Source organism: Blastocatellia bacterium (assembly GCA_016713405.1).
Lineage (GTDB): Bacteria > Acidobacteriota > Blastocatellia > Chloracidobacteriales > JADJPF01 > JADJPF01.
In genome coordinates this window covers 219,252-241,762 of the sequence record JADJPF010000020.1, presented here as the reverse complement: position 1 = coordinate 241,762, position 22,511 = coordinate 219,252, and the positions used below count along the sequence as shown (strand labels likewise).

The 22,511-nt window shown below is 34.1% G+C and carries 20 protein-coding genes; 8 read left to right on the top strand and 12 right to left on the bottom strand.

What is annotated here, in order from left to right; genetic code table 11:
- Nucleotides 1-118: 118 nt before the first annotated feature.
- Nucleotides 119-754 (bottom strand): cation diffusion facilitator family transporter, encoded by a 636-nt coding sequence (locus IPK14_19410; GenBank protein ID MBK7995465.1) that lies wholly within the window; start codon nucleotides 752-754, stop codon nucleotides 119-121.
- 735 nt (nucleotides 755-1,489) lie between these two features.
- On the opposite strand from IPK14_19410, the gene IPK14_19405 reads away from it, so the two are divergent.
- Genes IPK14_19405 through IPK14_19395 form a run of 3 tightly spaced genes read left to right on the top strand, consistent with a single transcriptional unit; the run spans nucleotide 1,490 to nucleotide 2,850 of the window.
- Nucleotides 1,490-2,038 (top strand): hypothetical protein, encoded by a 549-nt coding sequence (locus IPK14_19405; protein ID MBK7995464.1) that lies wholly within the window; start codon nucleotides 1,490-1,492, stop codon nucleotides 2,036-2,038.
- Nucleotides 2,031-2,501: a hypothetical protein gene (locus tag IPK14_19400; GenBank protein ID MBK7995463.1), complete on the top strand. Its 471-nt coding sequence runs from the start codon at nucleotides 2,031-2,033 to the stop codon at nucleotides 2,499-2,501. The genes IPK14_19405 and IPK14_19400 overlap by 8 nt, the downstream gene beginning before the upstream one ends.
- A 31-nt stretch (nucleotides 2,502-2,532) precedes the next feature.
- Nucleotides 2,533-2,850: a hypothetical protein gene (locus IPK14_19395; GenBank protein ID MBK7995462.1), complete on the top strand. Its 318-nt coding sequence runs from the start codon at nucleotides 2,533-2,535 to the stop codon at nucleotides 2,848-2,850.
- A gap of 835 nt (nucleotides 2,851-3,685) precedes the next feature.
- Here IPK14_19395 and IPK14_19390 read toward each other — a convergent pair.
- Entirely contained in the window at nucleotides 3,686-4,192 is a 507-nt protein-coding gene (locus IPK14_19390) for a hypothetical protein (protein ID MBK7995461.1), read from the bottom strand.
- Nucleotides 4,193-4,286: 94 nt separating this feature from the next.
- Nucleotides 4,287-4,643 carry a hypothetical protein gene (locus IPK14_19385; GenBank protein MBK7995460.1) on the bottom strand — a complete coding sequence of 119 codons (357 nt, stop codon included), beginning with the start codon at nucleotides 4,641-4,643 and terminating at the stop codon, nucleotides 4,287-4,289.
- A 343-nt stretch (nucleotides 4,644-4,986) separates the two neighbouring features.
- Here IPK14_19385 and IPK14_19380 point away from each other — a divergent pair, with 343 nt between their 5' ends.
- Both IPK14_19380 and IPK14_19375 read left to right on the top strand, forming a co-directional pair.
- Nucleotides 4,987-5,742, top strand: a complete 756-nt coding sequence (locus IPK14_19380) for a universal stress protein (protein ID MBK7995459.1) — start codon at nucleotides 4,987-4,989, stop codon at nucleotides 5,740-5,742.
- Nucleotides 5,743-5,777: 35 nt separating this feature from the next.
- Entirely contained in the window at nucleotides 5,778-5,885 is a 108-nt protein-coding gene (locus IPK14_19375; protein ID MBK7995458.1) for a universal stress protein, read from the top strand.
- A 115-nt stretch (nucleotides 5,886-6,000) separates the two neighbouring features.
- On the opposite strand, the gene IPK14_19370 is transcribed toward IPK14_19375, so the two are convergent.
- From IPK14_19370 to IPK14_19350, 5 genes are all read right to left on the bottom strand, one after another.
- Nucleotides 6,001-6,468 carry an SUMF1/EgtB/PvdO family nonheme iron enzyme gene (locus IPK14_19370; protein MBK7995457.1) on the bottom strand — a complete coding sequence of 156 codons (468 nt, stop codon included), beginning with the start codon at nucleotides 6,466-6,468 and terminating at the stop codon, nucleotides 6,001-6,003.
- Entirely contained in the window at nucleotides 6,459-7,292 is an 834-nt protein-coding gene (locus IPK14_19365; protein MBK7995456.1) for a tetratricopeptide repeat protein, read from the bottom strand. The genes IPK14_19370 and IPK14_19365 overlap by 10 nt, the downstream gene beginning before the upstream one ends.
- A gap of 110 nt (nucleotides 7,293-7,402) precedes the next feature.
- Complete coding sequence (locus IPK14_19360; protein ID MBK7995455.1) at nucleotides 7,403-8,872, bottom strand: hypothetical protein; 1,470 nt, start codon at nucleotides 8,870-8,872, stop codon at nucleotides 7,403-7,405.
- Between the two features lies 1 nt (nucleotide 8,873).
- The gene (locus IPK14_19355; protein MBK7995454.1) at nucleotides 8,874-9,404 is read right to left on the bottom strand and encodes a trypsin-like peptidase domain-containing protein; all 531 of its coding nucleotides are present in this window, start codon (nucleotides 9,402-9,404) and stop codon (nucleotides 8,874-8,876) included.
- Between the two features lie 268 nt (nucleotides 9,405-9,672).
- A complete protein-coding gene (locus tag IPK14_19350) occupies nucleotides 9,673-9,843 on the bottom strand; it encodes a hypothetical protein (GenBank protein MBK7995453.1) in 171 nt (56 codons plus the stop codon).
- Nucleotides 9,844-10,190: 347 nt separating this feature from the next.
- Between IPK14_19350 and IPK14_19345 the strand changes: the two genes are divergently transcribed.
- The 3 genes from IPK14_19345 to IPK14_19335 all read left to right on the top strand — a co-directional run bounded on the left by IPK14_19345 (nucleotide 10,191) and on the right by IPK14_19335 (nucleotide 14,117).
- The gene (locus tag IPK14_19345; GenBank protein ID MBK7995452.1) at nucleotides 10,191-11,189 is read left to right on the top strand and encodes an Ig-like domain-containing protein; all 999 of its coding nucleotides are present in this window, start codon (nucleotides 10,191-10,193) and stop codon (nucleotides 11,187-11,189) included.
- Between the two features lie 122 nt (nucleotides 11,190-11,311).
- Nucleotides 11,312-11,536, top strand: coding sequence for a hypothetical protein (locus IPK14_19340; protein MBK7995451.1), 225 nt, complete (start codon nucleotides 11,312-11,314; stop codon nucleotides 11,534-11,536).
- A complete protein-coding gene (locus IPK14_19335; GenBank protein ID MBK7995450.1) occupies nucleotides 11,514-14,117 on the top strand; it encodes an SMP-30/gluconolactonase/LRE family protein in 2,604 nt (867 codons plus the stop codon). Before IPK14_19340 ends, IPK14_19335 begins: the two co-directional genes overlap by 23 nt.
- Nucleotides 14,118-14,126: 9 nt before the next feature.
- On the opposite strand, the gene IPK14_19330 is transcribed toward IPK14_19335, so the two are convergent.
- From IPK14_19330 to IPK14_19315, 4 genes are all read right to left on the bottom strand, one after another.
- The gene (locus IPK14_19330; protein ID MBK7995449.1) at nucleotides 14,127-14,570 is read right to left on the bottom strand and encodes a hypothetical protein; all 444 of its coding nucleotides are present in this window, start codon (nucleotides 14,568-14,570) and stop codon (nucleotides 14,127-14,129) included.
- 122 nt (nucleotides 14,571-14,692) lie between these two features.
- Nucleotides 14,693-16,813 (bottom strand): peptidase M4 family protein, encoded by a 2,121-nt coding sequence (locus tag IPK14_19325; GenBank protein ID MBK7995448.1) that lies wholly within the window; start codon nucleotides 16,811-16,813, stop codon nucleotides 14,693-14,695.
- A gap of 628 nt (nucleotides 16,814-17,441) precedes the next feature.
- Nucleotides 17,442-19,562, bottom strand: coding sequence for a peptidase M4 family protein (locus IPK14_19320; protein MBK7995447.1), 2,121 nt, complete (start codon nucleotides 19,560-19,562; stop codon nucleotides 17,442-17,444).
- 449 nt (nucleotides 19,563-20,011) lie between these two features.
- Nucleotides 20,012-22,426 carry an ABC transporter permease gene (locus tag IPK14_19315; GenBank protein MBK7995446.1) on the bottom strand — a complete coding sequence of 805 codons (2,415 nt, stop codon included), beginning with the start codon at nucleotides 22,424-22,426 and terminating at the stop codon, nucleotides 20,012-20,014.
- Nucleotides 22,427-22,511: the final 85 nt, after the last annotated feature.

Genomic DNA, 22,511 nt, shown 5'->3' with positions numbered 1-22,511 from the left:
ATTTCCACAAATAATGCCCCAGGTTTACCACGAGAGCGAATGTTATTACAGTATTTTACCCCTGACACAGTAAGAGCAAGTTTTTCTATTTCGCTTGAATCAAGACTAGCAGCATCAACTAAAACAGGAATGGTTTGACGAAAAATTTGATAACTTTGATAAGCAATAAACCCTGCAATAGCAAGCGCAAAACCGCATCTATTTGACCATATCCAAACCAACTAAAAAGTAAACTTAGTATTACTGACAATGTAACATAGACATCTGACATTGTATGCCCAGCATCAGCTATTAACAAATGACTATTAAGTTGCTTTCCTTGATTTGCTTCATATTTAGCTACAAAAATATTAATAACAATTGTTAAAAGCATCATTAAATAAGTGCTTTTTCCAATATTAGTAACAGGTGTTTGTCCTGACACAATTTGTTGTATAGCTCGGCTAGAAATTTCAAAACAAGTCACAGAAAGAAAAGCAGCAATTGAGAAAGCTCCTAAAGTCTCAAATTTATCATGCCCGTAAGGATGTTCTTTATCAGGTGGTGCTGAAGCATAACGAATAATTAATATTCCTACTATATTATTTGCTGCATCCATTGAAGAATGAATAGTATCTGTAAGAACAGTTAATGAAGAAGTTAACCAACTTGTAACGCCTTTTATAATTACTACTACTATATTTAGTAGCAAAATAATCAATAAAACTCGCTCAACTTTTTTTGAATAATTATTTTTACTAGAGATTGCTGACACTTGTTTTACTCCAATAGCTAAATACTTAATTTAATTGGTTGTGTTATAAAAAAGTTGGCTCTTGGTTTGTAAATCAATTTAACAAAGGGCTGCAACTGTATTACCAACTTTACTGAAACACAACCATTTATTGATATTCGATAAACTTTCTAAATAACATTATTTTCTAATAACTATTTCTTTGTTTTTATTATACATCTTCGCTGAACTCAGGTTAGAATAACTATTAAAATTATCTCTACACTTCACGCAATCGAAATGACTATTGTTTTTTTTTGATCATTCGATTATATTTCACTCACAAGAAAAATCTCATAGATAAGCATACAAAACCTAAAATTTTTGATATATATGGTAGTCAAATGAGTAGTCAAATACTAAAAGGACATCCCACTAAGATGGATATTGATATAGTAGGACGAGTAAGAAATTCTCCCGGATTTTTTATCTAAACCCTTGATGCCATTGTTTGAGGCAGTTGTAAACTCGATCCATTCTATTGAAGATCTTAGCGATGAAACTAAGTCTAAAGGTAAAATCAACATCCACATAAAACGGGATGAACAAGAAAATTAATAGAAAATGATGAACCAGCCTCAATAGTAGGTTTTATAATTGAAGATAATGGTATTGGGTTTGATGAAAATAACTACAAGTCCTTTCAAACATCTGATACTACATGGAAAGAGTCAAGAGGGGCAAAAGGAATAGGGAGATTTTCTTGGTTGAAAGCTTTTGATAGGGTTCATAAATAGTGTTTTCAAAGAGAAAGATGAATACGTTGAGCGAGATTTTGACTTTATCTTAACTAGTACTGGTGTTACAAACCCAAACCGAAAATCAGCAAAGGGAAAAAGCAGAAAGACAATAGTTGAGTTAATCAGTTTTAAAAGAAAATATATGGACAAATGTCCTAAAAGGGCTTCAACTATTGCAATGAAAATCATTGAACACTGTTTAGTATATTTTTTATCACCAAAATGCCCCAAAATAAATCTGGTTGATGGAACTGAGCAATATTTTTTAAACGATATATTTAGAGAGCAAATTCAGTATGGTTCAACTATAACCAACTTTGATATTGATGGTAATCGCTTTGATATTATTAGTCTGCAATTATACTCAAGTGAAGAACAAAACCATTTAATAACCTTCTGCGCTCACCATCGTGAGGTTAAAACAGAAAAGCTTAGTACATATATTCCTGAACTGAAAAAGAAGATTGATGATGATAATGGTTCGTTCATTTGGCTTTATTATGTTTCTGGTAAGTTATTTGGATGACAGGGTTAATGCTGATAGAACAGAATTTGAGCTTGTTGATAATTTTGATGACGACTCACTTTTAGAAATGACAGGAGAGATTTCGTATAAACAAATTAAAACTCAAACCATAGATAAAATAAAAACTGAATTGACACCATTTTTAGAGGCGGCTAACAAGGAAAAGCTTAGTAAAATAAAAACCCATATTGAAGATATCTCTCCACAATTTCGTCATTTAGTAAAATATGAAGATAAGTTAAAACAGATTTCTTATACAACTGATCCTGATAAGTTAGACATTGAACTCTATCGAATGGCTAGAGACATAACAATTGAGATCAAGCAGCAAGGACAATCTTTATTGCTTAAAAAGCCAGCAGACTTAACAGAATTACCAGAATATAAGGAACGGTTAAAACGTTTTATGACTGGTATAAATGATATAGGACAATCAAATTTGGTAGAGACTATTTATTCATAGGAAGTTAATACTTGATATTTTTAAGCAAGCTTTGGAAATAGGTCAAGGAGGTTCTTATGAGCTTGAGTCAACCATTCATAATATTATCTTTCCGCGTAACTATACCTCTGATGATGTAAGCTATGAGCAGCAAAATCTATGGATAATTGACGAAAGATTAACTTACCACAAATACTTAGCCTCAGATAAAACAGTATTAGAAAGTAATAATAAGGAAAAACCTGACCTTTTAATTTGTTTTGACAATCCAATGGTTTATACAGAATCGTCAACAGACATAGGCTCAATTGTTATTATTGAACTTAAACGCCTCGGAAGACGGGACTACAGCGCAAAGACAACCCTATAAGTCAAATTAATAATTATATTGCCAAAATAAAGCAAGGGCAAGCTATCACCAAAACAGGCAGACCAATAACTGTTGGCGATACAACTCAATTCTATGCTTACATTATTTGCGATTTAGTTCCCCAACTAAGGGCATACGCAGAAGACGAGTACGATTTTACTTCAACTCCAGATAAAAGAGGTTATTTTAATTTTCACTCCAAGCATCACTCATACATTGAAATTATTTCCTACGAAAAGTTATTAGTTGACTCAGAAAAAAGGAATCGCGTTTTATTTGAGGTGTTGAACCTAAAATGATGACCAATTACTACAAAAATAACTATTTAACAAAAGTTACACGAAAATATATACTGAATCTCCTCTTACTAAAGCAGGTTGAGGTCTAAACCAAACAAAGTTCGGCTAAAGATTAAGAGATTCAGTATTGATACTATATTTTCATTTCTCAACACTTCGCTATATTAGGAATGGCAGTTGCGTAAAGAGTAAGTAGGAAAGGAGGTAGAGTTATGAAAAAGCAAAATACTCCTATTCTAATAAAAACCTTAGAAAACGATTTTGTTTTAGAACAAAATTCCTTAGCTAAACTAGTAAAAGAACGCAAAAAATTCGAGTTTTGTTAGTAGTTGGAGCCTTGTGCTGATAACTGGCCTTATATAAATCCGATGACAGCCAAAATGCGTGCGCAACTGCTCCATAAACTACGTTTAGTTGATGAAGCAATACTTAAGGCAAAGGAGGAGAAAACCTAAATAAAAAAGCTAAAAAAGTTAAACCAATTAAACCTTTAGAAAGCCTTGCTAAAGCTAGCTAAAATATTGTAAACACTGTATTTATTCATTTACAATAGGATGGCTATTTTCTGATGGTGTTTCGTTACTATTAGACATTCTAATTACGCCTGTAGCATCTACATAAAAACTATGATTACCTGTTCTATCATTGCCTTGAGCTATTATTGGTATTGCAATCACAACAAAATCAGCTAGATTTGCTTGATCTGCATCTTTCTTAAAAACCAAGAACTTATAGCCATTTTTAGGACTACCATCACCCACACATTTTAAACCGTTAACTTCCATAGGCCCAACTCCAGCAGCATTTGCTAAAACTGGATCAATCAACTCATTTTTGAAAATTTCTTCAGCCGATCCAAAGTTACCATCACCTACACCCGCTTGATAAGTAGCCTGAACTGAATGAAATAGCCTCATAGCTTCTATTGCCTGTTGTTCATTTGTAGCTATTTCAAATTCTCTACCTTTTACAGTAATTATTCCTCTTCTCTCAAGTAACTTAACAATGGCTATGTCATTTCTAATAAGAGATTTTAAAGACATAGTTCTTATGTAATTTATGCCTATATTTCTATCTAATAATAAATTTACCATTGTTGTATTATTTGATGATAAAGCAGCTTTTATTAAATCTTTCTCAATTTCTCGTTCTAAAAAAAACATCTATGGGAAATAAATCTAAAAGAAGCCCTAAAATAGCAACTTGTCCTCTACTTACTGATGAGAAAGTATTTTCGAGAATCATTTCTTTTTTGCTCATCTCATCAACAAAATCTAATTTGGTATTAACAAATAATCGAACTACATCTATATCCCCCGTATATACAGCCTTTTGAAAAGCACTTCTTGTATATTCAATACCCATTTCTTGCAAGGTTTTTTGGGCATCACTAGGTTCTTCTTGAGGCTTTTGTCCATAAATTGTTGCTGAACAGTAACAAAGAATAATACCTATTAATATTACTGCATAGATTTTATGTATTATAGTTTTCATACTTTATACTCCAAACGTAATTAATATTTCCAGCAACACTTTTTTGATAATAAAACAATTTATAAAAATTCGATAGATTAATTATTGAAAAATTACTCAAAGCTATGGGAAAAAAATCACATTTAATAGCATTAAACTTAATTAATTTTAATGGATGGATAGAAAATCATACAATTACTAACTCATTTATAATAAAGAAATTATATTTTGTTTATCTTAATTTGTTCTTTCTAAATTATTTCTTTTTATAATCTTTCCAAGCAATTTTTATCTTGGAACACCTATTGCGTAAGCAGTTATTCAAAGCCGATGAAAGGGGGTCGCCAAAGAGCGAAAAGAAATTATGTCAACAACAAAATCGCAAACTTATCCATCAATATCACTACCCAAAGCCAGCATTAAACGCATTTTATGTGCTAGCTCACTTACTCCCGAATCTGATCAAGCTTTAGACTATGCTTTATTACTAGCACGTTCATACAGTGCCAAACTCTTTTGTTTTTACTCTATAGAAAAATTTGATGAAACAAATGACGCTGCTTATATTGATGTAGAAACTAATTTTACTAAATCTCTAGCTGCTTATTTAAGTCCTTCAGATGTTCCAATTCCAGATTGGGAAGTAATTGTTAGCCAAGGAGATCCAGCTAATAAAATTGTTTCAACTGCAATAGAACAAGAAATAGATTTAATTGTTATGCTCTCACGCCGTCGCCCATTAGCAGCCGCCCTGCTTGGTTCTACAACCGAAATAGTTTGTAAAGTTGCTCCCTGTCCTATATTGGTAATTCATCCAAATGAAAAATCCTGGGTTAATGATGAAACTGGCAAAGTAGAGCTTTCACGCATTTTAGTAGGATGTGATTTCTCTAAATATTCTAAACAAGCTTTTTCTTATGCTTTAGAATTTGCAAAAACTTATGGCTCATCAATAGATTTACTACATACTTTACCTAAAAATATTTCTACTGGTTCTCCTGTTTTTGGTAATCCTGTACATCAAAGTATGAATCATATGGAGCAATTAATTCCAGAGACAGACAAAGAGTTAAAAATTACTCGTTTTGTTGCTGAAGGAGAGCCTACCAAGAATTGTTAGATCATATAGAAGAAAGAAAGTGGATTTAGTTTGTATTGGCGCATTATGGTAGGGACTCTAAGAAAGAATATTTATTTGGTACAACTACAGATAAAATCTTACGTGCGGCCAAATGTCCTGTTTTAGTAACTAGGTATTATTAAACTGTAGTACTGCTAATGTTTTAGTTTTCCTCTGATAAGGTTTATTGTTCATAGTGCCTCTTGTTAAGTCCTTGGAATTGGAGATTAACCAATTCCAAGGACTTGTTTTTTGTAGTTATTTAATTTCGCTAGCACTAATTACACATCGAAAACCTATATTTGGATAATCCTGCTTTTCTGCTACTGCTCCACTTCGACTAGCTCCATGTACTTGCGTAGGAAGACTATCATAAGCTCCTCCTCGAACAACCCAAAGTTCAGCAGTAATAACAGCTTTGCCATTTGGGTAAACTTTTAGCGGCTCATCTATCCATTCTGCAACATTGCCTAACAAATCAGCTACACCTTCAGGGCTATTTCCTTGTGTAAAACTTCCAACATTAGCTAGTCGTCCTTCTGCTGCCTTAACATTAGCTAAATTAGCTTTCCACTCATCGCCCCAAGGGAAATTTCTTCCCTTTGCTCCTCGTGCAGCTAGCTCCCATTCTGCTTCTTTAGGAAGTCGATAAGCAAAACCTGTTTTTTTAGCTTTCCATTCAGCAAAAGCTTTTGCATCCATTAAGCTTATACCTGTTACAGGCATTTTTCTGTCTTTGGGCTGTCGCTAGTCCAAATGCTTGGAGCAATATGCTTAGTATCTTTAATAAATTCTAAGTAATCTTGATTAGTCACCTCAAATTTATCCATTAAAAAACCTTCTACAATAACGCTATGGACAGGCGAATCTAGAACATTATCACTACGTCCCATTGTTAATGTTGCACCGTCAATATAAGCCATATCTAAAGCACCAGCTAAGTTTTGATAAGCTTCCCGGTAAATTTTAGGCTGTGATAAGTTTATAGCTTGACGAAAATTTTTGATTGCTGCTTCTTTTTCATTTTTACCTAATAAAGCTAACCCTAATTCATTGTAAATCTCAGCATTATTAGCATTTAAGTTAAGAGCTAGATTTAAGCACTGGACAGCCTTTTCATAGTAAGTAGCTTTTACATAGGCCCGCCCTAGCATTAACTGTAGCTGCCAATCTTTAGGAGAAATAGCAATTAGCGACTCTAAAGGCTCAATTGCGGCTTTTGACGACTCATAATCACCTTGTCCAAAACGAGCAGTAATTTCCCCTTTACGACGAGCTAAATAATCATCTTGCTCTATTAAGCTAAATATACTACTAAGAAGTATTAGGACTAAACTAACTAAACTAGCAACAACTGTTCGTGCCATTTGAGTTGCAAGATAGGTCGCCAAAAGCCAAGCTAGAGCAGTTGCAAGAATAACCAAAGGAAAACTAATCTGCATGGTCAAAGTACGAGCGTAAACTTGACCATTTATTCCCATAAAAATATAAGTAAATAAAAGTATTAGCAAACCTGAACCAACACTGGCTACAGCATATTCTCGTCTCATATTTGAAGTAGCTTGTTGTTTTAAGCGGCTAAAATTAACTGCCAGAATCTTTACCTAAAAACTTCTCTGCTTGGCTTGCAGCTTCAATAATTTCATAAAATGCTTTGTCTTTAATTTTTCCTGTAATTTTTGACACTGTTATTTACTACAACTAAAGCACTTGCAGAATTAGGTGTATGGCGAAAAGCATCTGAAAGTAGCTCTAAAGCGTTAAGAAAATAATTTGCTGCTAGCTGTTCTGCTGCTAGCTGGGATAACTTTTTATCATATTCAGAAATTGGACTAGTACGAGAATAAATCTTTTTATCCGACCCAATAACCCAAAGTTCATATTCTTTTTCTTCAAAACTATAGCTTAAGTAAATAGCTGGACATCGACGAACAGAAATAGAATGCTTGCTAATGTGAATTTGTTCAGAGCTATTTTTCACTAAATATTTAGTTGCTAAGTCTAAAATTGAATTGCGTAGGTCTAAGTGGTTAATCTCATTTATAGGTTTGGCGTTAACAAATTGTTCGCCTTCTTGACGAAAGACAAAGATGTTTTCTTCGGTTGGAGAAAAGTTTTTTTGTATAAAATCAGGAAAATTTGGTGGAAAAACATTTGTTTGGGCAGATTGTAATTGATAGCTAATTTTGAGGTTAAGAAAATTTAAGAGTTCACCTTTGCCGCTACATTCTTTACAAACAACTTGACGCTTACCTTGGCAAGTTGAACAAATGGCTAGAACTTCTCGACAATATCCACAAATAGCAATCCCTACACCGCGACATTGACCACAATCTACAAGTCGTTGACCTTGGGTAATTTGCCCTTTTCCATCACAAATAAGGCAATTAAACTGGTATTTCCCCTGACATTCTTTACAAGCAACTTGTCCTGAACTACGGCAGGCTAAACACCACATTTCGCCCTGTCGTTGACAACCTGGGCAATCTACGCGCTCACGGGACGCAGTTATTTCTTGCTCTAAAGTGTTTGATTGATAAGTAGCAGGAGCAGCAACTTTTACTTGCCAAACTGCAACGTGATCAGCTTTTATAGCCTGATTTACTGGTAATGCCTCACCAAAATAAGGTTTTTGTTTTGCTATAACTTCTCTATTTTCTAATAAATATCTAATATCTATTAAATAAATAGGTCGTTCTTCAACCGCTAAAACCTCAATATCTGTTCCAAAGGTTAAATATTCATGATGAGGAATACTTACAGCCCATTGATTAATCAGCGACCGAAGTTTGCCTATTTCGCCTTCATCAGTAATTTTATAGGTTTCAAAAATTAGTTCCGTGTTTACTTTTGGTGTGGCTTTTTTAGGAAAGCTATCAGGTGTTTTTAGTTCTGTTTGGTCAATATTTAGAGTGTCAAAAGTATCATCTACAACCGGAGCAGCATTAAGTAAGCCTTTTACAATTTTAATTAGCTCTAGTTTTTGTGCTGCTTGAGTGCGTTTAACAGGAATTTTTAGTAACACTTGACAACGTGCTTCTTGTTGAGCAAGTAATTTTTCTAGTTCCTTTTCAGAAAGGTTTCGCGGCAAGCCTAGCCGGTCAAAATAATCTGGGGCAATTGAAAGCATATTATTTACTAACTATGGATTTAAGTTCATTAATATTAATTGCTAGCCCAATGGATTCACTATCTCTTACTTTAGCAGTAACTATGCCTATAACCTTACCGCTACGACGTGAAATCATTGGCCCACCAGAATTTCCATGATTTATTGCTGCATTGGTTTGTACCATACTAACATTAGAAATATTTCGAGTGCTGCTTATAATTCCTGTAGATAAAGTAACTTCTACACCAAGTTTAGTGCCTAATGGATAGCCTAAAATAACCACATCATCACCTAAACTAGCAGTAAAATTTTCCTCTAAATCTAAAATAGGATAATTTCCTGTTTCTCGAAAACGTAAAATGGCTAAGTCCTTTTTTGTATCACAATTAATAGCATCAACAAGATAAATCTTTTCACTATTATTAAGCTTAACTGCTATTTCTTGCCAATCTTCAATAACATGACAATTAGTAACAAATAGCCCATCATTTGTAATCATAAATCCAGAGCCAGAACTTATTTTATTTGCAGAAGTTTTTACTAGTACCATTCCAACTGCTGGCAAAGCACTTTCAAGTATTGTTGCAATAGGTGAATTACTGCTTATTTCTGTTTTAGCTAAAGGTGTTGGGTTGCTAATTGGGTTATTGATTGATGAGGGTATTGGAGAAGGTGTATTTATTTTATTTTCAACTGAAGTTTTAATAGTTTTTTGTTTACCAACAATAGGTTGATTATCTTCTTTTACTCGAATACTTTGCGCTTCGTTGCTTGTGCCAGGCGTTTCGTCCCAGACTCTAAAAACAAAATTGATAGAGCTAAAAAACTAGCATTGCAAATCCCGCAACTATAGGAACAATATAAACTGCATTAGGCAAAGTATTTTTGCCTTCTGTCAACTCATCAGCATTTGACTCACCTAAAGCAAAGTCGTCTGTTTGTTTAGTTGAATGTAAGTTTAAATAATCATCTGGGTCATTTTTTGGCACAATTTTATCCTATTAAAATTTAAAGTATTGTGATTCTTTTTGCCCAATCTTTTATTTCTTTGCTAATTTGAATAAATAGCATTTTTATTTATATCTTTAACTAAACTACTCATTTGTTTTTATCCAAAATCAGGTAATTTTCTATTACTGAGGTTACATTAAGATTTTTTTTTTGCCAAGTGTGATAAATAGCTACAAACTCAAAAACATTGCATAAATCCTAAAGAAAAGAGAGAATAAACCAGCATAAATACATTAGAAAAGATTTTAACAAGAAAAATTTTTACTTGTTAATTTATTACCCCACTTATTACTTAGATAATTTTATTTATCTTGAGGATCTCACCATGAGCCGAATTTTATTGCTTTTCTCTTGCCTAACAATAATTTGTTTGCTTGTTCCACAAAATACTTATCTATTCTCTAACAAATCACATAAAAAGTTTAATTTTGCATTTCAACAAGCTTCTATAAAGTTAGTTGGGCCAAATAATGATCCTAACCCTGTTGTTAATGAAGCTAGTCAGCTTAAGTTAACTGTATTAGATAATAATAATAGTCCAGTTACTCAAAACCTACGTTTTGAATCTGACAGCCCAGAAATTGCAACTGTTGATCAAACAGGTATGGTAAGGGGCTTACAGCAAGGTTATGCAACTATTACGGTTCAAAGCCCTATGGGAACAGTGTCAAACTTTGTTGCTGTGGCAAGAGTCAACAAAGCAAAGGGGCGAAAAGTTCCAGGTGATACAAAAGTAGGCTCAGATGGTTCAATTTATATTAGCGATCCAAATAACCATGTAATCTTAAAAAAAGATAATAGCAATGCTGATATAACTGTTTTTGCTGGACAATCAGGAACGCGTGGAAAGCTCGATGGGCAAAGGACACAAGCCCAATTTGCTGGCCCGCTAGGTGTGGCTGTAGATAATCGTCCTCAAGGCGGTATTTACATTGCCGACACGCTAAATAATAGCATTAGAAAAGTAGATTTTAGTAATAATGTAGTCTCTGTCTTAGGTAATGGCTCAATAGGAACAATGTCAAATGATATAACTACTTTTTCTCAAGCAGTTTTTAGAAATCCTCAAGGTATCGCGCTAGCTAATGGAGGAAATCTTGTAATTGCTGACACAGGAAATAATGCAATTTATTTAGCTGATTTTGGTAAACAAGAAGTCCGCCTGCTAGCTGGTAGTCCTGGCAATGCTGGAAAAGCCGATGGTCAAGGTCGTCAGGCTCTTTTTAACCGTCCTGTAAGCGTGTCGGTTAATCCTGCAAAAACTTCATTTTTGCTAGTAGTACAAGCGAAGTTATCTTTGTTGCCGATGCTGGAAATAATGTAATTCGCTCTGTTAGTTTTACTGGTGAAGTTAAAACCATTGGCCCGATTGCAAATACTTCAATAAATCCTCTTGTAGATAATGAATTTACCTTTAATAACCTTCAATCAATTAGCTTAGATACTATGGGAAATATTTATGTTGTTGATCAAACAGGAGTTAAAGTTATTACTAACCCTGTAAATCAATCACAACGTCAAATGATTTCTTTGGCTCAACCTGGCATTAGTTTTGGACAAGCAACTAGTGTAGTAGTTCAAGCGACACGCGCTTTTGTACTTGATAACAATGCGGTTAGCGAAGATGAAGCTGTTAAAGTTGTCACCATTGGCGCACCAAAAAATAGATAATTTAAGCCGCACTCAAGCGCGAATAGAAGGCGGCGAAGAAATAATCATAACAGGTAGTAATTTTGCTCCTGACACCCAAGTTGTGCTGGGAGATCAGCTAATTACAGATTTAACTGTTGAAACTGCTCGACGTATTCGTATTCGTGTTGCAAGTCAACAATCTGCTGGAGATCGCACTCTAACTGTCCAAACTCGCGGAGGAATGGATCAAAAACGATTTACCATTTTACCTAAACCACTAACTGAACTTGCTACAGGTGAAATTACTACTATTGCTGGCGGACTTGCTTATCTTGGTGATGGTGGTCAAGCAGTTAGTTCTGAAGTAGCATTAAGCGCGTTAAGCATAGCTTTAGATGATGTTGGCAATATGATTATTGCTGATGATTTGAATAATCGCATCCGCAAAGTTGATGTAAACACTGGAGTTGTTACAACAATTGCTGGTAGTGGTCGATCAGACTTTAGCGGCGATGGAATGTTAGCAACCATAGCAAGCTTAAACTCCCCTCAAAGCGTGGCAATTGATATAAATGGCAATATTTTTATTGCTGACACTAGCAATAATCGTGTCCGTAAAATAGATGCTAGTACTAATATTATTACTACTATTGCTGGTAATGGAGTTGCTGCATTTGATGGAGATAATGGAGTCGCAAGCAATGCTTCTTTGGACACGCCAACAAGCGTTGCGATTGATAAACAGGGCAATATTTTTATTGCTGATTCAGGTAATAACCGAATCCGAAGAGTTGATAGAGTAACTAACATAATTACTACTGTAGTAGGTAATGGTAGATCTGATTTTAGCGGCGACAGTGGGCCAGCCCTCCAAGCCTCACTTAGTTTTCCTATAGGCATTTTCCTGGATGACAAAAATAATTTACTAATTGCTGATTCATTTAATAATCGGATCCGAAAAGTTGATAGCAGTACAGGTAATATTGCTAGCATTGCTGGTACAGGAGATGCTGATTATAACGGCGATAATATTTTAGCAACTAGGGCAAGCCTAAATTTTCCTAGTTTTGCTACTATGGATAGCCTAGGTAATATTTTTATTAGTGATACAGATAATAGCAGAGTGCGTAAGATTGATATAAATACTGGAATGATTAGCACTGTAGCTGGAAATGGTCAAGACAGCGCAACTACAGACAATATTCCAGCAATTAATAGCACTGTAAGACCAACAGAAGCTATTGCTGATGGATTTGGCAACCTATTTATTGCTGATCAAGATAATAATCGAATTCGTAGAGTTGATGCTAAAACTGGTTTAATTACAACAATTGCTGGCAATGGAAAGGCTAATTTTGATGGTGATGGATCAGTTGCCACTAGTGCAGTGTTTATGCCTGTAGAAATAGCCTTGGATAATGATGGAAATTTGTTGATTGCAGACCGTTTGACTAGTCAAGTCCGCAAGGTTGATTTTAATACGGGTATTGTTACTAGTATTGCTGGTTGTCCTGAAATTGATTGTCCACTAGGAGATGGTGCAGCAGCGACAAAAGCTAAACTTTCACCTTTGGACATTGCTGTTGATAAACAAGGCAATATTTTTATTGCTGATGGAGATGCTAATAGAGTCCGACAAATTGATAGAAATGGCATTATTACTACTATTGCTGGTAATGGTGAAGAGGGTTTTAGCGGAGATGGTGGACAGGCTACACAAGCAAAACTTAGTTTTCCTAATGGAGTAGCTGTAGACATAGATGGAAATATTTTAATTGCCGATTCTTTTAATAACCGTATTCGCAAAGTAAACGTAGCAACAAGAATCATTACAACAATTGGCGGTAATGGTAGCAGCAATTCAAATGGGGACGGCTCTTTAGCTACAAAGGCTGGAATTAACTTTCCTATTAGCATAAGTGTTGACGGTTCTAACAATCTTTATATCACGGACGCGCTTGATAATTTAGTACGCAGAATTGATGCTAGCACAGGTATTATTACTAAAATTGCTGGTAAAGGGTGTGATCCTTTGGTTGACAATGACTGTTTACCTGGCAATGGTGGTCAGGCTCAAGCGGCTGGACTAAACTTCCCATTAGACACAGCTATTGATGGTGGTAGCGATTTATTTATTGCAGAAGCTTTTAATAATTCTATTCGTCAAATAAATGCTCAAACAGGTCTAATTAATAGTGTTGTTGGTAATGGAATGATGGGTTTTAGTGGGGATGGAATGTTGGCGACTAGGGCAAGTCTTAATCTACCTTTTAGTGTTGCAATAGACAGGCTTGGAAATTTATTAATTGCTGATTTGCAAAATGGGCGTGTTAGAGCAGTAAAAAGTATTGCTAGAGCTATATCTATGCCAAAAACAGTAATAATTAATACTGTAAATTTCCAAAAACCTAATTTAACAATTGCAGGTGTAGGTTTTAGCGTTTTTGGAGCAAAGGTAAATATTAATAATAAAGATATTTCTAAACAAATTATGGGGCAAAGTGACAATCAAATTATTTTGAAAGGAAATAAAAAGAAACTCAATTTGCAGAAAGGAGCTAATCAAATAATAATTACTATAAATGGTGTAGTTTCAAATACTTTTACTTTTAATTTCTAAGGAAAATAACTAATTTAAGCTTAGCTCAACCATTCTATTAGTTGCATCTAGCACAGAGCGAACAGAAGTTTCTATAGGATTAGTTCTTACTTGGCAAGCACCTGTTGCAGCACAAGAGATTTCATCTGTTGTAATATCAATTAGTACCATTATTATTTCACGGTTTACTTTTTCTAATTGCTGGCGTTCAATAAAAAGCAGTTCCATTTTTACTTTGTCTTCAGTAAGTTTATGCAATACGTCTAAAGTACAAAGAGCAGCCAACATTATTTTATAGTCAGGTTCATTTGGGCCAGAACGCTCGCTAAAAAACTCTTTATCCTGCCAAGATAAATCTACTCTAATTGAGCATTGATTATTATCTTGTTCAGTAACTAAAACATCTTTAATTTTTACTAAACGGTTTTGTCCTGCTGAAGTGGTTGATAATTTTGTTTCTGTGTTATTTTCCATAGCAAATAATTATGAAGTGAGAAGAAAATTTTCCCGGATAGGATAATATAAAAACAACAAAAAAAGCCAGAGTTATTACTCTGGCTTTTACTATATTAATTAGCAAATTAGAAACTTCTATCTTATTTAACAGAAGCAGTATCAACACGGAAGGTAGTAATAGCACTACTATCTGTGCTAACACGGAATTGAATACGAACTGTTTGACCAGCAAAACTAGCTAAACTAAAGCTTCTTTGTGTGTAACTAGTAGAAGCAGCAGTCTTGTTTAGGTTGCTAAATGTTCCTAGTGTACTAAGTAAAGTTCCAGCACTGTTACGAACTTCAACAAACAATCTATCATACTGTGTTGTTGTTGTTGTTTCTGCTGATGTTACATTCAAGTAGAAGCTTAATGTTGGAGATGTTCCACTTGGAATTGTTATTTGTTGATATGTTTGTCCTGTTCTGCTGTTTGCATTTCCAAAATAAGCATATCCTGTTCCTGAGTGTGGAGAAGCTCCATTTGCAATATATAATGCTCCTGTTCCACTTCCTACCCAAGGTGTTAAACTTGTTTCAAATCCACCGTTAACTAATAATTCGCCCCCGCCGGTTGGTGGTGGTGGTGGTGGTGGAGTTGTACAGCTTGTTCCTACTCCGCATAATGCCCAAGCACTACATACTGCATTATATTCTGTGCTTCCTGTTCCATAAAGTGCTGTTGCTGCATTCAAGGTTGCTGTTCTTGCTCCTGCAAAGTTGGTACTTGAGGTCATAAATGATGTTAATGCTCTATACCAAATTGCTGCCGCTTTATCTGCTCCTATTCCTGTCATTGAGCCGCCTCTATGGTGTGTTCCACCTTTGGCTACTAGATAAAATACATTGTTTGGTATGCCTGAGTTAATATGTACTCCACCATTGTCTGCTGTTCCTGTATATCTTTCTGAATAGTGGTCTGGGTCGTCATCACTTGTAAATCCACCATTTCCTGCTAAGTGTGGATTATCCATATAACGCAGTGCATCATTTGTTCCGTTTGCTGGTGTAAAGCATTCTTCACCTATCTTCCAAGTGTTTGCACTTTCTCCTCTTACTGATCTATCTACCATTACACCAAAAACGTCTGACATTGATTCATTCAATGCTCCTGATTCATTTGAATAAACCAATCCTGCTGTGCGTTCTGTTACTCCGTGTGTTAATTCGTGTCCACAAATATCAATGGTTGTTAATGCACTAAATGTTGAACCATCGCCATCACCAAAAGTCATATTTTGGCCGTTCCAAAATGCGTTGTTGTAATTTGTGCTGTAGTGAACTCTTGAAGAAATCAAACCTGTTGCACCATCAATGGAAGTGTAAAAGGCTGGGCCACCTGCACCATCAATACCATTACGACCGTGTACATTCTTAAAGTAATCATAAGTTGCGGCAGTACCATATTGAGCATCCATCATAGCTCTTTGGTTTGTAGCATTAAAATTACCATCTGTGTCAGAAGCACGAGAAACACTAGAAGTAGTATTATTATAATTAAAAGTACCAACTTTACGACCAACATCTTCTAGATAAAAAGTAGTACCACTTTGGAAACCAGTTAAACTTAATGTTCCATAATAAGTAGATGTACCAGTAACAGTTGCACTTGCTGTTTGTAAGTTATTGTATTCCCATACTTTCTTACCTGTTTGAGCATCAATAAAATATACTGGCATTGCTGTTTCGCTACTTCCATCAATTCGCTCTAGTTGTACTCTGTAAACTAAATGATCTTTCTTTTTATGTCTTAAAACAAACATATCTACTTTTGGCTGGGCTGTTAAACAATCACCACATCCAAATGCTTCATATGCTTTTGCTAAAGCATCTGCTTCTGTTAATTTTGCTTCTGTATTAATATTTATTTTGGATACTAATGAATCTGTTATGTTAAATAATGAACCATCTGAATTTAAGTGTACTATTGTTTCTCCACCAAATACTGGCACTCCCTTGTAGGTTTGTTGCATTTTTGTATGTGCCATTGATAAATCATCTACCACTACATTACTTACTCTTAAATCTTTTGTACTATCTATTCCATAATTTTCTGTATATTTTGCTAAGTATTGATAACTTATATCTTTAGCTAAATTTAATTCTTGTTGGCTTCCCTTATTGAACGTTTTTTTCGCTGCTTGTGATTGATTACTATTTATTGAAAATACTGCTACAAATAATCCAAAGAAAAACATTGTTAAATATAAATATCTTCGCATTTTTATTTCGCTCCTCGATGCTTTATGGCAGGTTATGGACTTTAATTTGATTTGTGTTTTAGATAATGGCAAAGCTTATGCCAAATAAAATTTTATAATCCATATTGATTTGTATTTTTAATAAATGTTTTTAGCTAAATCTCTTTAGTATCAATAAGTTACTCTGACTGGAAATTAGCTGCAAATATTTTACAAATTCCCCAAATATAGCTATAAGAAAAAATTATATAAAATATTCTGTATACTAACTATATAGTAGATAACTTTATAGCCATAACTTATTGTTTGTCTTATAGTTATAAGAGTGTAAACAAAAATTACTACTGTCAAGTAACTTGACAATGGATTGCTATATAAACCTATTTGATTTTGATATATTAAATTGAATGATATTATAAATGTTATAACTATTTCTAAACAAATGTCTTATAAGGTATTATAAATTTATTTGTAGTAGTTATTTTATTAGCAGTAAATATGCTGAAGATACATACTAGGGTTTTGTAAAAAACTTAAATTAATAGATGTATACAGGATATACATTAAATTAAAAAATCCAATAAAATTAAAAGGCTAGAGCAATTACCCTAGCCTTTTATTAATATAGATAAACTACGCTTAAAAATACTTATTTAACAGAAGCAGTATCAACACGGAAGGTAGTGATAGAACTTCTATCTGTGCTAACACGGAATTGAATACGAACTGTTTGACCAGCAAAGCTAGCTAAACTAAAGCTTCTTTGTGTGTAACTAGTAGAAGCAGCAGTCTTGTTTAGGTTGCTAAATGTTCCTAGTGTACTAAGTAAAGTTCCAGCACTGTTACGAACTTCAACAAACAATCTATCATACTGTGTTGTTGTTGTTGTTTCTGCTGATGTTACATTCAAGTAGAAGCTTAATGTTGGAGATGTTCCACTTGGAATTGTTATTTGTTGATATGTTTGTCCTGTTCTGCTGTTTGCATTTCCAAAATAAGCATATCCTGTTCCTGAGTGTGGTGAGCTACCATTTGCAATATATAATGCTCCTGTTCCACTTCCTACCCAAGGTGTTAAACTTGTTTCAAATCCACCATTAACTAATAATTCGCCCCCGCCGGTTGGTGGTGGTGGTGGTGGTGGAGTTGTACAGCTTGTTCCTACTCCGCATAATGCCCAAGCACTACATACTGCATTATATTCTGTGCTTCCTGTTCCATAAAGTGCTGTTGCTGCATTCAAGGTTGCTGTTCTTGCTCCTGCAAAGTTGGTACTTGAGGTCATAAATGATGTTAATGCTCTATACCAAATTGCTGCCGCTTTATCTGCTCCTATTCCTGTCATTGAGCCGCCTCTATGGTGTGTTCCACCTTTGGCTACTAGATAAAATACATTGTTTGGTATGCCTGAGTTAATATGTACTCCACCATTGTCTGCTGTTCCTGTATATCTTTCTGAATAGTGGTCTGGGTCGTCATCACTTGTAAATCCACCATTTCCTGCTAAGTGTGGATTATCCATATAACGCAGTGCATCATTTGTTCCGTTTGCTGGTGTAAAGCATTCTTCACCTATCTTCCAAGTGTTTGCACTTTCTCCTCTTACTGACCTATCTACCATTACACCAAAAACATCTGACATTGATTCATTCAATGCTCCTGATTCATTTGAATAAACCAATCCTGCTGTACGTTCTGTTACTCCGTGTGTTAATTCGTGTCCGCATATATCAATCGTTGTTAATGCACTAAATGTTGAACCATTACCATCACCAAAAGTCATATTTTGGCCGTTCCAAAATGCGTTGTTGTAATTTGTGCTGTAGTGAACTCTAGCGGAAATCAAACCGGTAGTTCCATCAATAGAAGTGTAAAAGGCTGGGCCACCTGCACCATCAATACCATTACGACCGTGTACATTCTTAAAGTAATCATAGGTTGCAGCAATACCATATTGAGCATCCATCATAGCTCTTTGGTTTGTAGCATTAAAGTTGCCATCTGTGTCAGAAGCACGAGAAACGCTAGAAGTAGTATTGTTAAAATTAAAAGTACCAACTTTACGGCCAACATCTTCTAGATAAAAAGTAGTACCACTTTGGAAACCAGTTAAACTTAATGTTCCATAATAAGTAGATGTACCAGTAACAGTTGCACTTGCTGTTTGTAAGTTATTGTATTCCCATACTTTCTTACCTGTTTGAGCATCAATAAAATATACTGGCATTGCTGTTTCGCTACTTCCATCAATTCGCTCTAGTTGTACTCTGTAAACTAAATGATCTTTCTTTTTATGTCTTAAAACAAACATATCTACTTTTGGCTGGGCTGTTAAACAATCACCACATCCAAATGCTTCATATGCTTTTGCTAAAGCATCTGCTTCTGTTAATTTTGCTTCTGTATTAATATTTATTTTGGATACTAATGAATCTGTTATGTTAAATAATGAACCATCTGAATTTAAGTGTACTATTGTTTCTCCACCAAATACTGGCACTCCCTTGTAAGTTTGTTGCATTTTTGTATGTGCCATTGATAAATCATCTACTACCACATTACTTACTCTTAAATCTTTTGTACTATCTATTCCATAATTTTCTGTATATTTTGCTAAGTATTGATAACTTATATCTTTAGCTAAATTTAATTCTTGTTGGCTTCCCTTATTGAACGTTTTTTTCGCTGCTTGTGATTGATTACTATTTATTGAAAATACTGCTACAAATAATCCAAAGAAAAACATTGTTAAATATAAATATCTTCGCATTTTTATTTTACTCCTCTAAGTTTTAGGTTATAGGTTTCTAATTTGCAATTTGCTATGACTACTCTTTTACAAATCTACGCAAATATTATTCCAAATATAATTTATTAAGTTAAATTATTGATTAAAGATAAATTAATAAATTCCTAACTTATTCAATATACACTACTTACTATCCAGGCAGCTTATTAATAATTTGTCCTAAACTTAAATAACTAAGAATTAAATTTTTTAGATTAAACGTATAGCTAGTATACACCATAAATATTATTTGCTCTAACAAGTTTATTTTACAACTGGTTATACTACTGTAAAATAACTTTTATTAGTGTCAAATTAATTAACATATAATTAATAATACGGTATATATTAAGCGTAATCCGTTAATTATAAAGGAATTAAAAGGTAGGTTAAGGTTATTGATATTTAGTTGATTTAACTAGCTTTAGCAATTATTCACGTCTTAAAGCTGTTATTGGATCTACACGCATAGCCCGACGAGCAGGGATATAGCAGGCTAGGATTACCACCAATAGTAAAAATACAGTTACACTAAAAAAAGTAAGTAAATCTGTAGAACTAACTCCAAAAAGTAGACCTGATAAAAATCGAGTTAACCCATAAGCAATTGTAAGACCTGATAAAATCCCAATAATGGCTAGTAAAATTCCTTGAGTAATGACTAGTTTAACAATATCTTGTTTTTGCGCTCCTAAAGCTAGACGTACCCCTATTTCATGAGTTCTTTGACCAACCGAATAAGACATTACGCTATAAATACCAATAGAGGCTAATATTAGGGCAACAAAGGCAAATAAAGTTAAAAGCAAAGTGTTAAACCGTGGCTCAAAAATCATATCTGAAAGCATTTCATCTATTGTTTTAACATTAAAAATAGGGATATTTCTATCTATTGTATGAACACGCTTATGAATTGTAGCAATTAAATCTTTAGGATCTGTTTTAGTGCGTATTACTAGAGCCATTTCATTCCATGGCGTTTGCAGATAAGGGGTATAAAACTCTGGTTTTATATGATCGGAAAATATTTGGTTTCTACTATTGCTTGCTACTCCAATAATTTGGCATTTAGTATTATAAAGACCTATTGTCACCCATTCACCTATTGGGTTTTCATTAGGAAAAAACTTATTTGCAAGTGCCTGATTAATTATTACTACTTTGCTAGATTTTTCATTGTCTTGACTATTAAATTCTCTACCTAAAACCATTGGAATTTTTAAGGTTTCAAAATAATTTTCACTAACAATATGCCATGCAATTAAAGGAGCTTGACTAAGTAATTTAGGGGGTCGCTTTTCAATTACTAAAGATAAAGAAACCCCTGCCATTGCTAAGGGTAGAGGGGAAGTCAAAGCAGCTTTTTCTACTTGAGGAAGATTATTAATTTCTTCTAAAACTTGTTGGAAAAATGATGTCTTTTTATTAGCTTCATCAAATTCAGCCATTGAAGAAGGTAAAGAAAATTTAGCTGTTAAAATATTGCTACTTTCAAATCCAAGGTCTAGTCTTTGAAGTTGCCAAAAACTTTTAATCATTAATCCAGAACTTATTAATAGAGCTAGAGCTAGAGCAATTTCTGAAACAACAAAAATATTTCTAACTCTTTGGCGATTTGGGCTAATAGAACTAGTTCTAACCTCTTTTAGTGAAATATTTAAGTTTGGATTAGAAGTTTGTAAAGCTGGAATTAAACCAAAAACTATTCCTGTAATAACAGAAATAATAAAGGTAAAACTTAAGACTCTAAAATCTAAAGAAAAATTACCTAGTCTGGAAATATTTTGGTTAAGCGATAGCAATGCGTCTACGCCCCACATTGCTAAAATCAAGCCTAAAAGCCCACCTAAAGCCGCTAGTAAAAGACTTTCTGTTAAAAACTGACGAATTAATCTAAGACGACTAGCTCCTAAAGCAATACGTACAGCAATTTCCTTTTCTCTAGTAACCGCTCTAGCTAATAAAAGATTAGCTACATTAGCACAAGCAATTAATAATACTAAAACTACAGCACCAAACAGGGCATAAAGTGCTGGCCGCACTTTTCCCACCATATGTTCACGTAATTCTATGATATTTACCCCTTGTTCAAAATTAGTTTCAGGGTATTTTTTTTCTAGTTCCTTAGCAATTGTTTCTAAATTTAATTGCGCTTTTGAGAGGCTAATACCTTTTTTTAGTCTACCTATGACAAATAAATAATAATTATCTCTTTCTTTATCTTCTAAATCGTCAATTAATGGGAGCCAAATATCAGGACTGTCAAAGCGTAGTGGAAATTTAAAGTCAGATGGCAAGACCCCAATAATAGTAAGGGGTTGTTTATCAAGAAAGATTGTTTTTCCTATAATTGTTTCATCGCTATCAAAGTTCTCTACCCAATATTTGTAACTTAAAATAGCAACATCAGCCGTTTGTTGTTTGGAATGTTCAAGAGAAAAAGTTTTTCCTAGTTTTGGATTAATCTTAAATAGTTCAAATATATCATAGTAAGCTCTAACAACATTGATTCGGGTAACTTTAGTGCTATCAGTACGATTACGACTAGAATAACGAAATGATGATAAATGCTCAAATACTTGATTGTTTTCTCGCCAGTCCAGGAAATTAGGAAAAGATACAGAACGTCTTTGTTCTTCCATAGTAGAACTAGTTTCCCAAACCATTACTAGTTCATTAGGATCTTTATAAGGTAACTCCTTAAGCAGTACTGTGTTAATAACGCTAAAAATCGCGCTATTGGCCCCAATCCCAATTGCCAAAGCCATTATAGCAACAAAGGTAAAGCCAGGATTTTTTGTTAACATCCTCACGGCATAACGTAAGTCTTGTAAAAAGATTTCCATTATCTCTTGTTACTCCACTGCTAGGTTAATAACCAAAAGCAATATAGAGTTATACCAAATTCTATGCCAACAAAATCCTATTTGC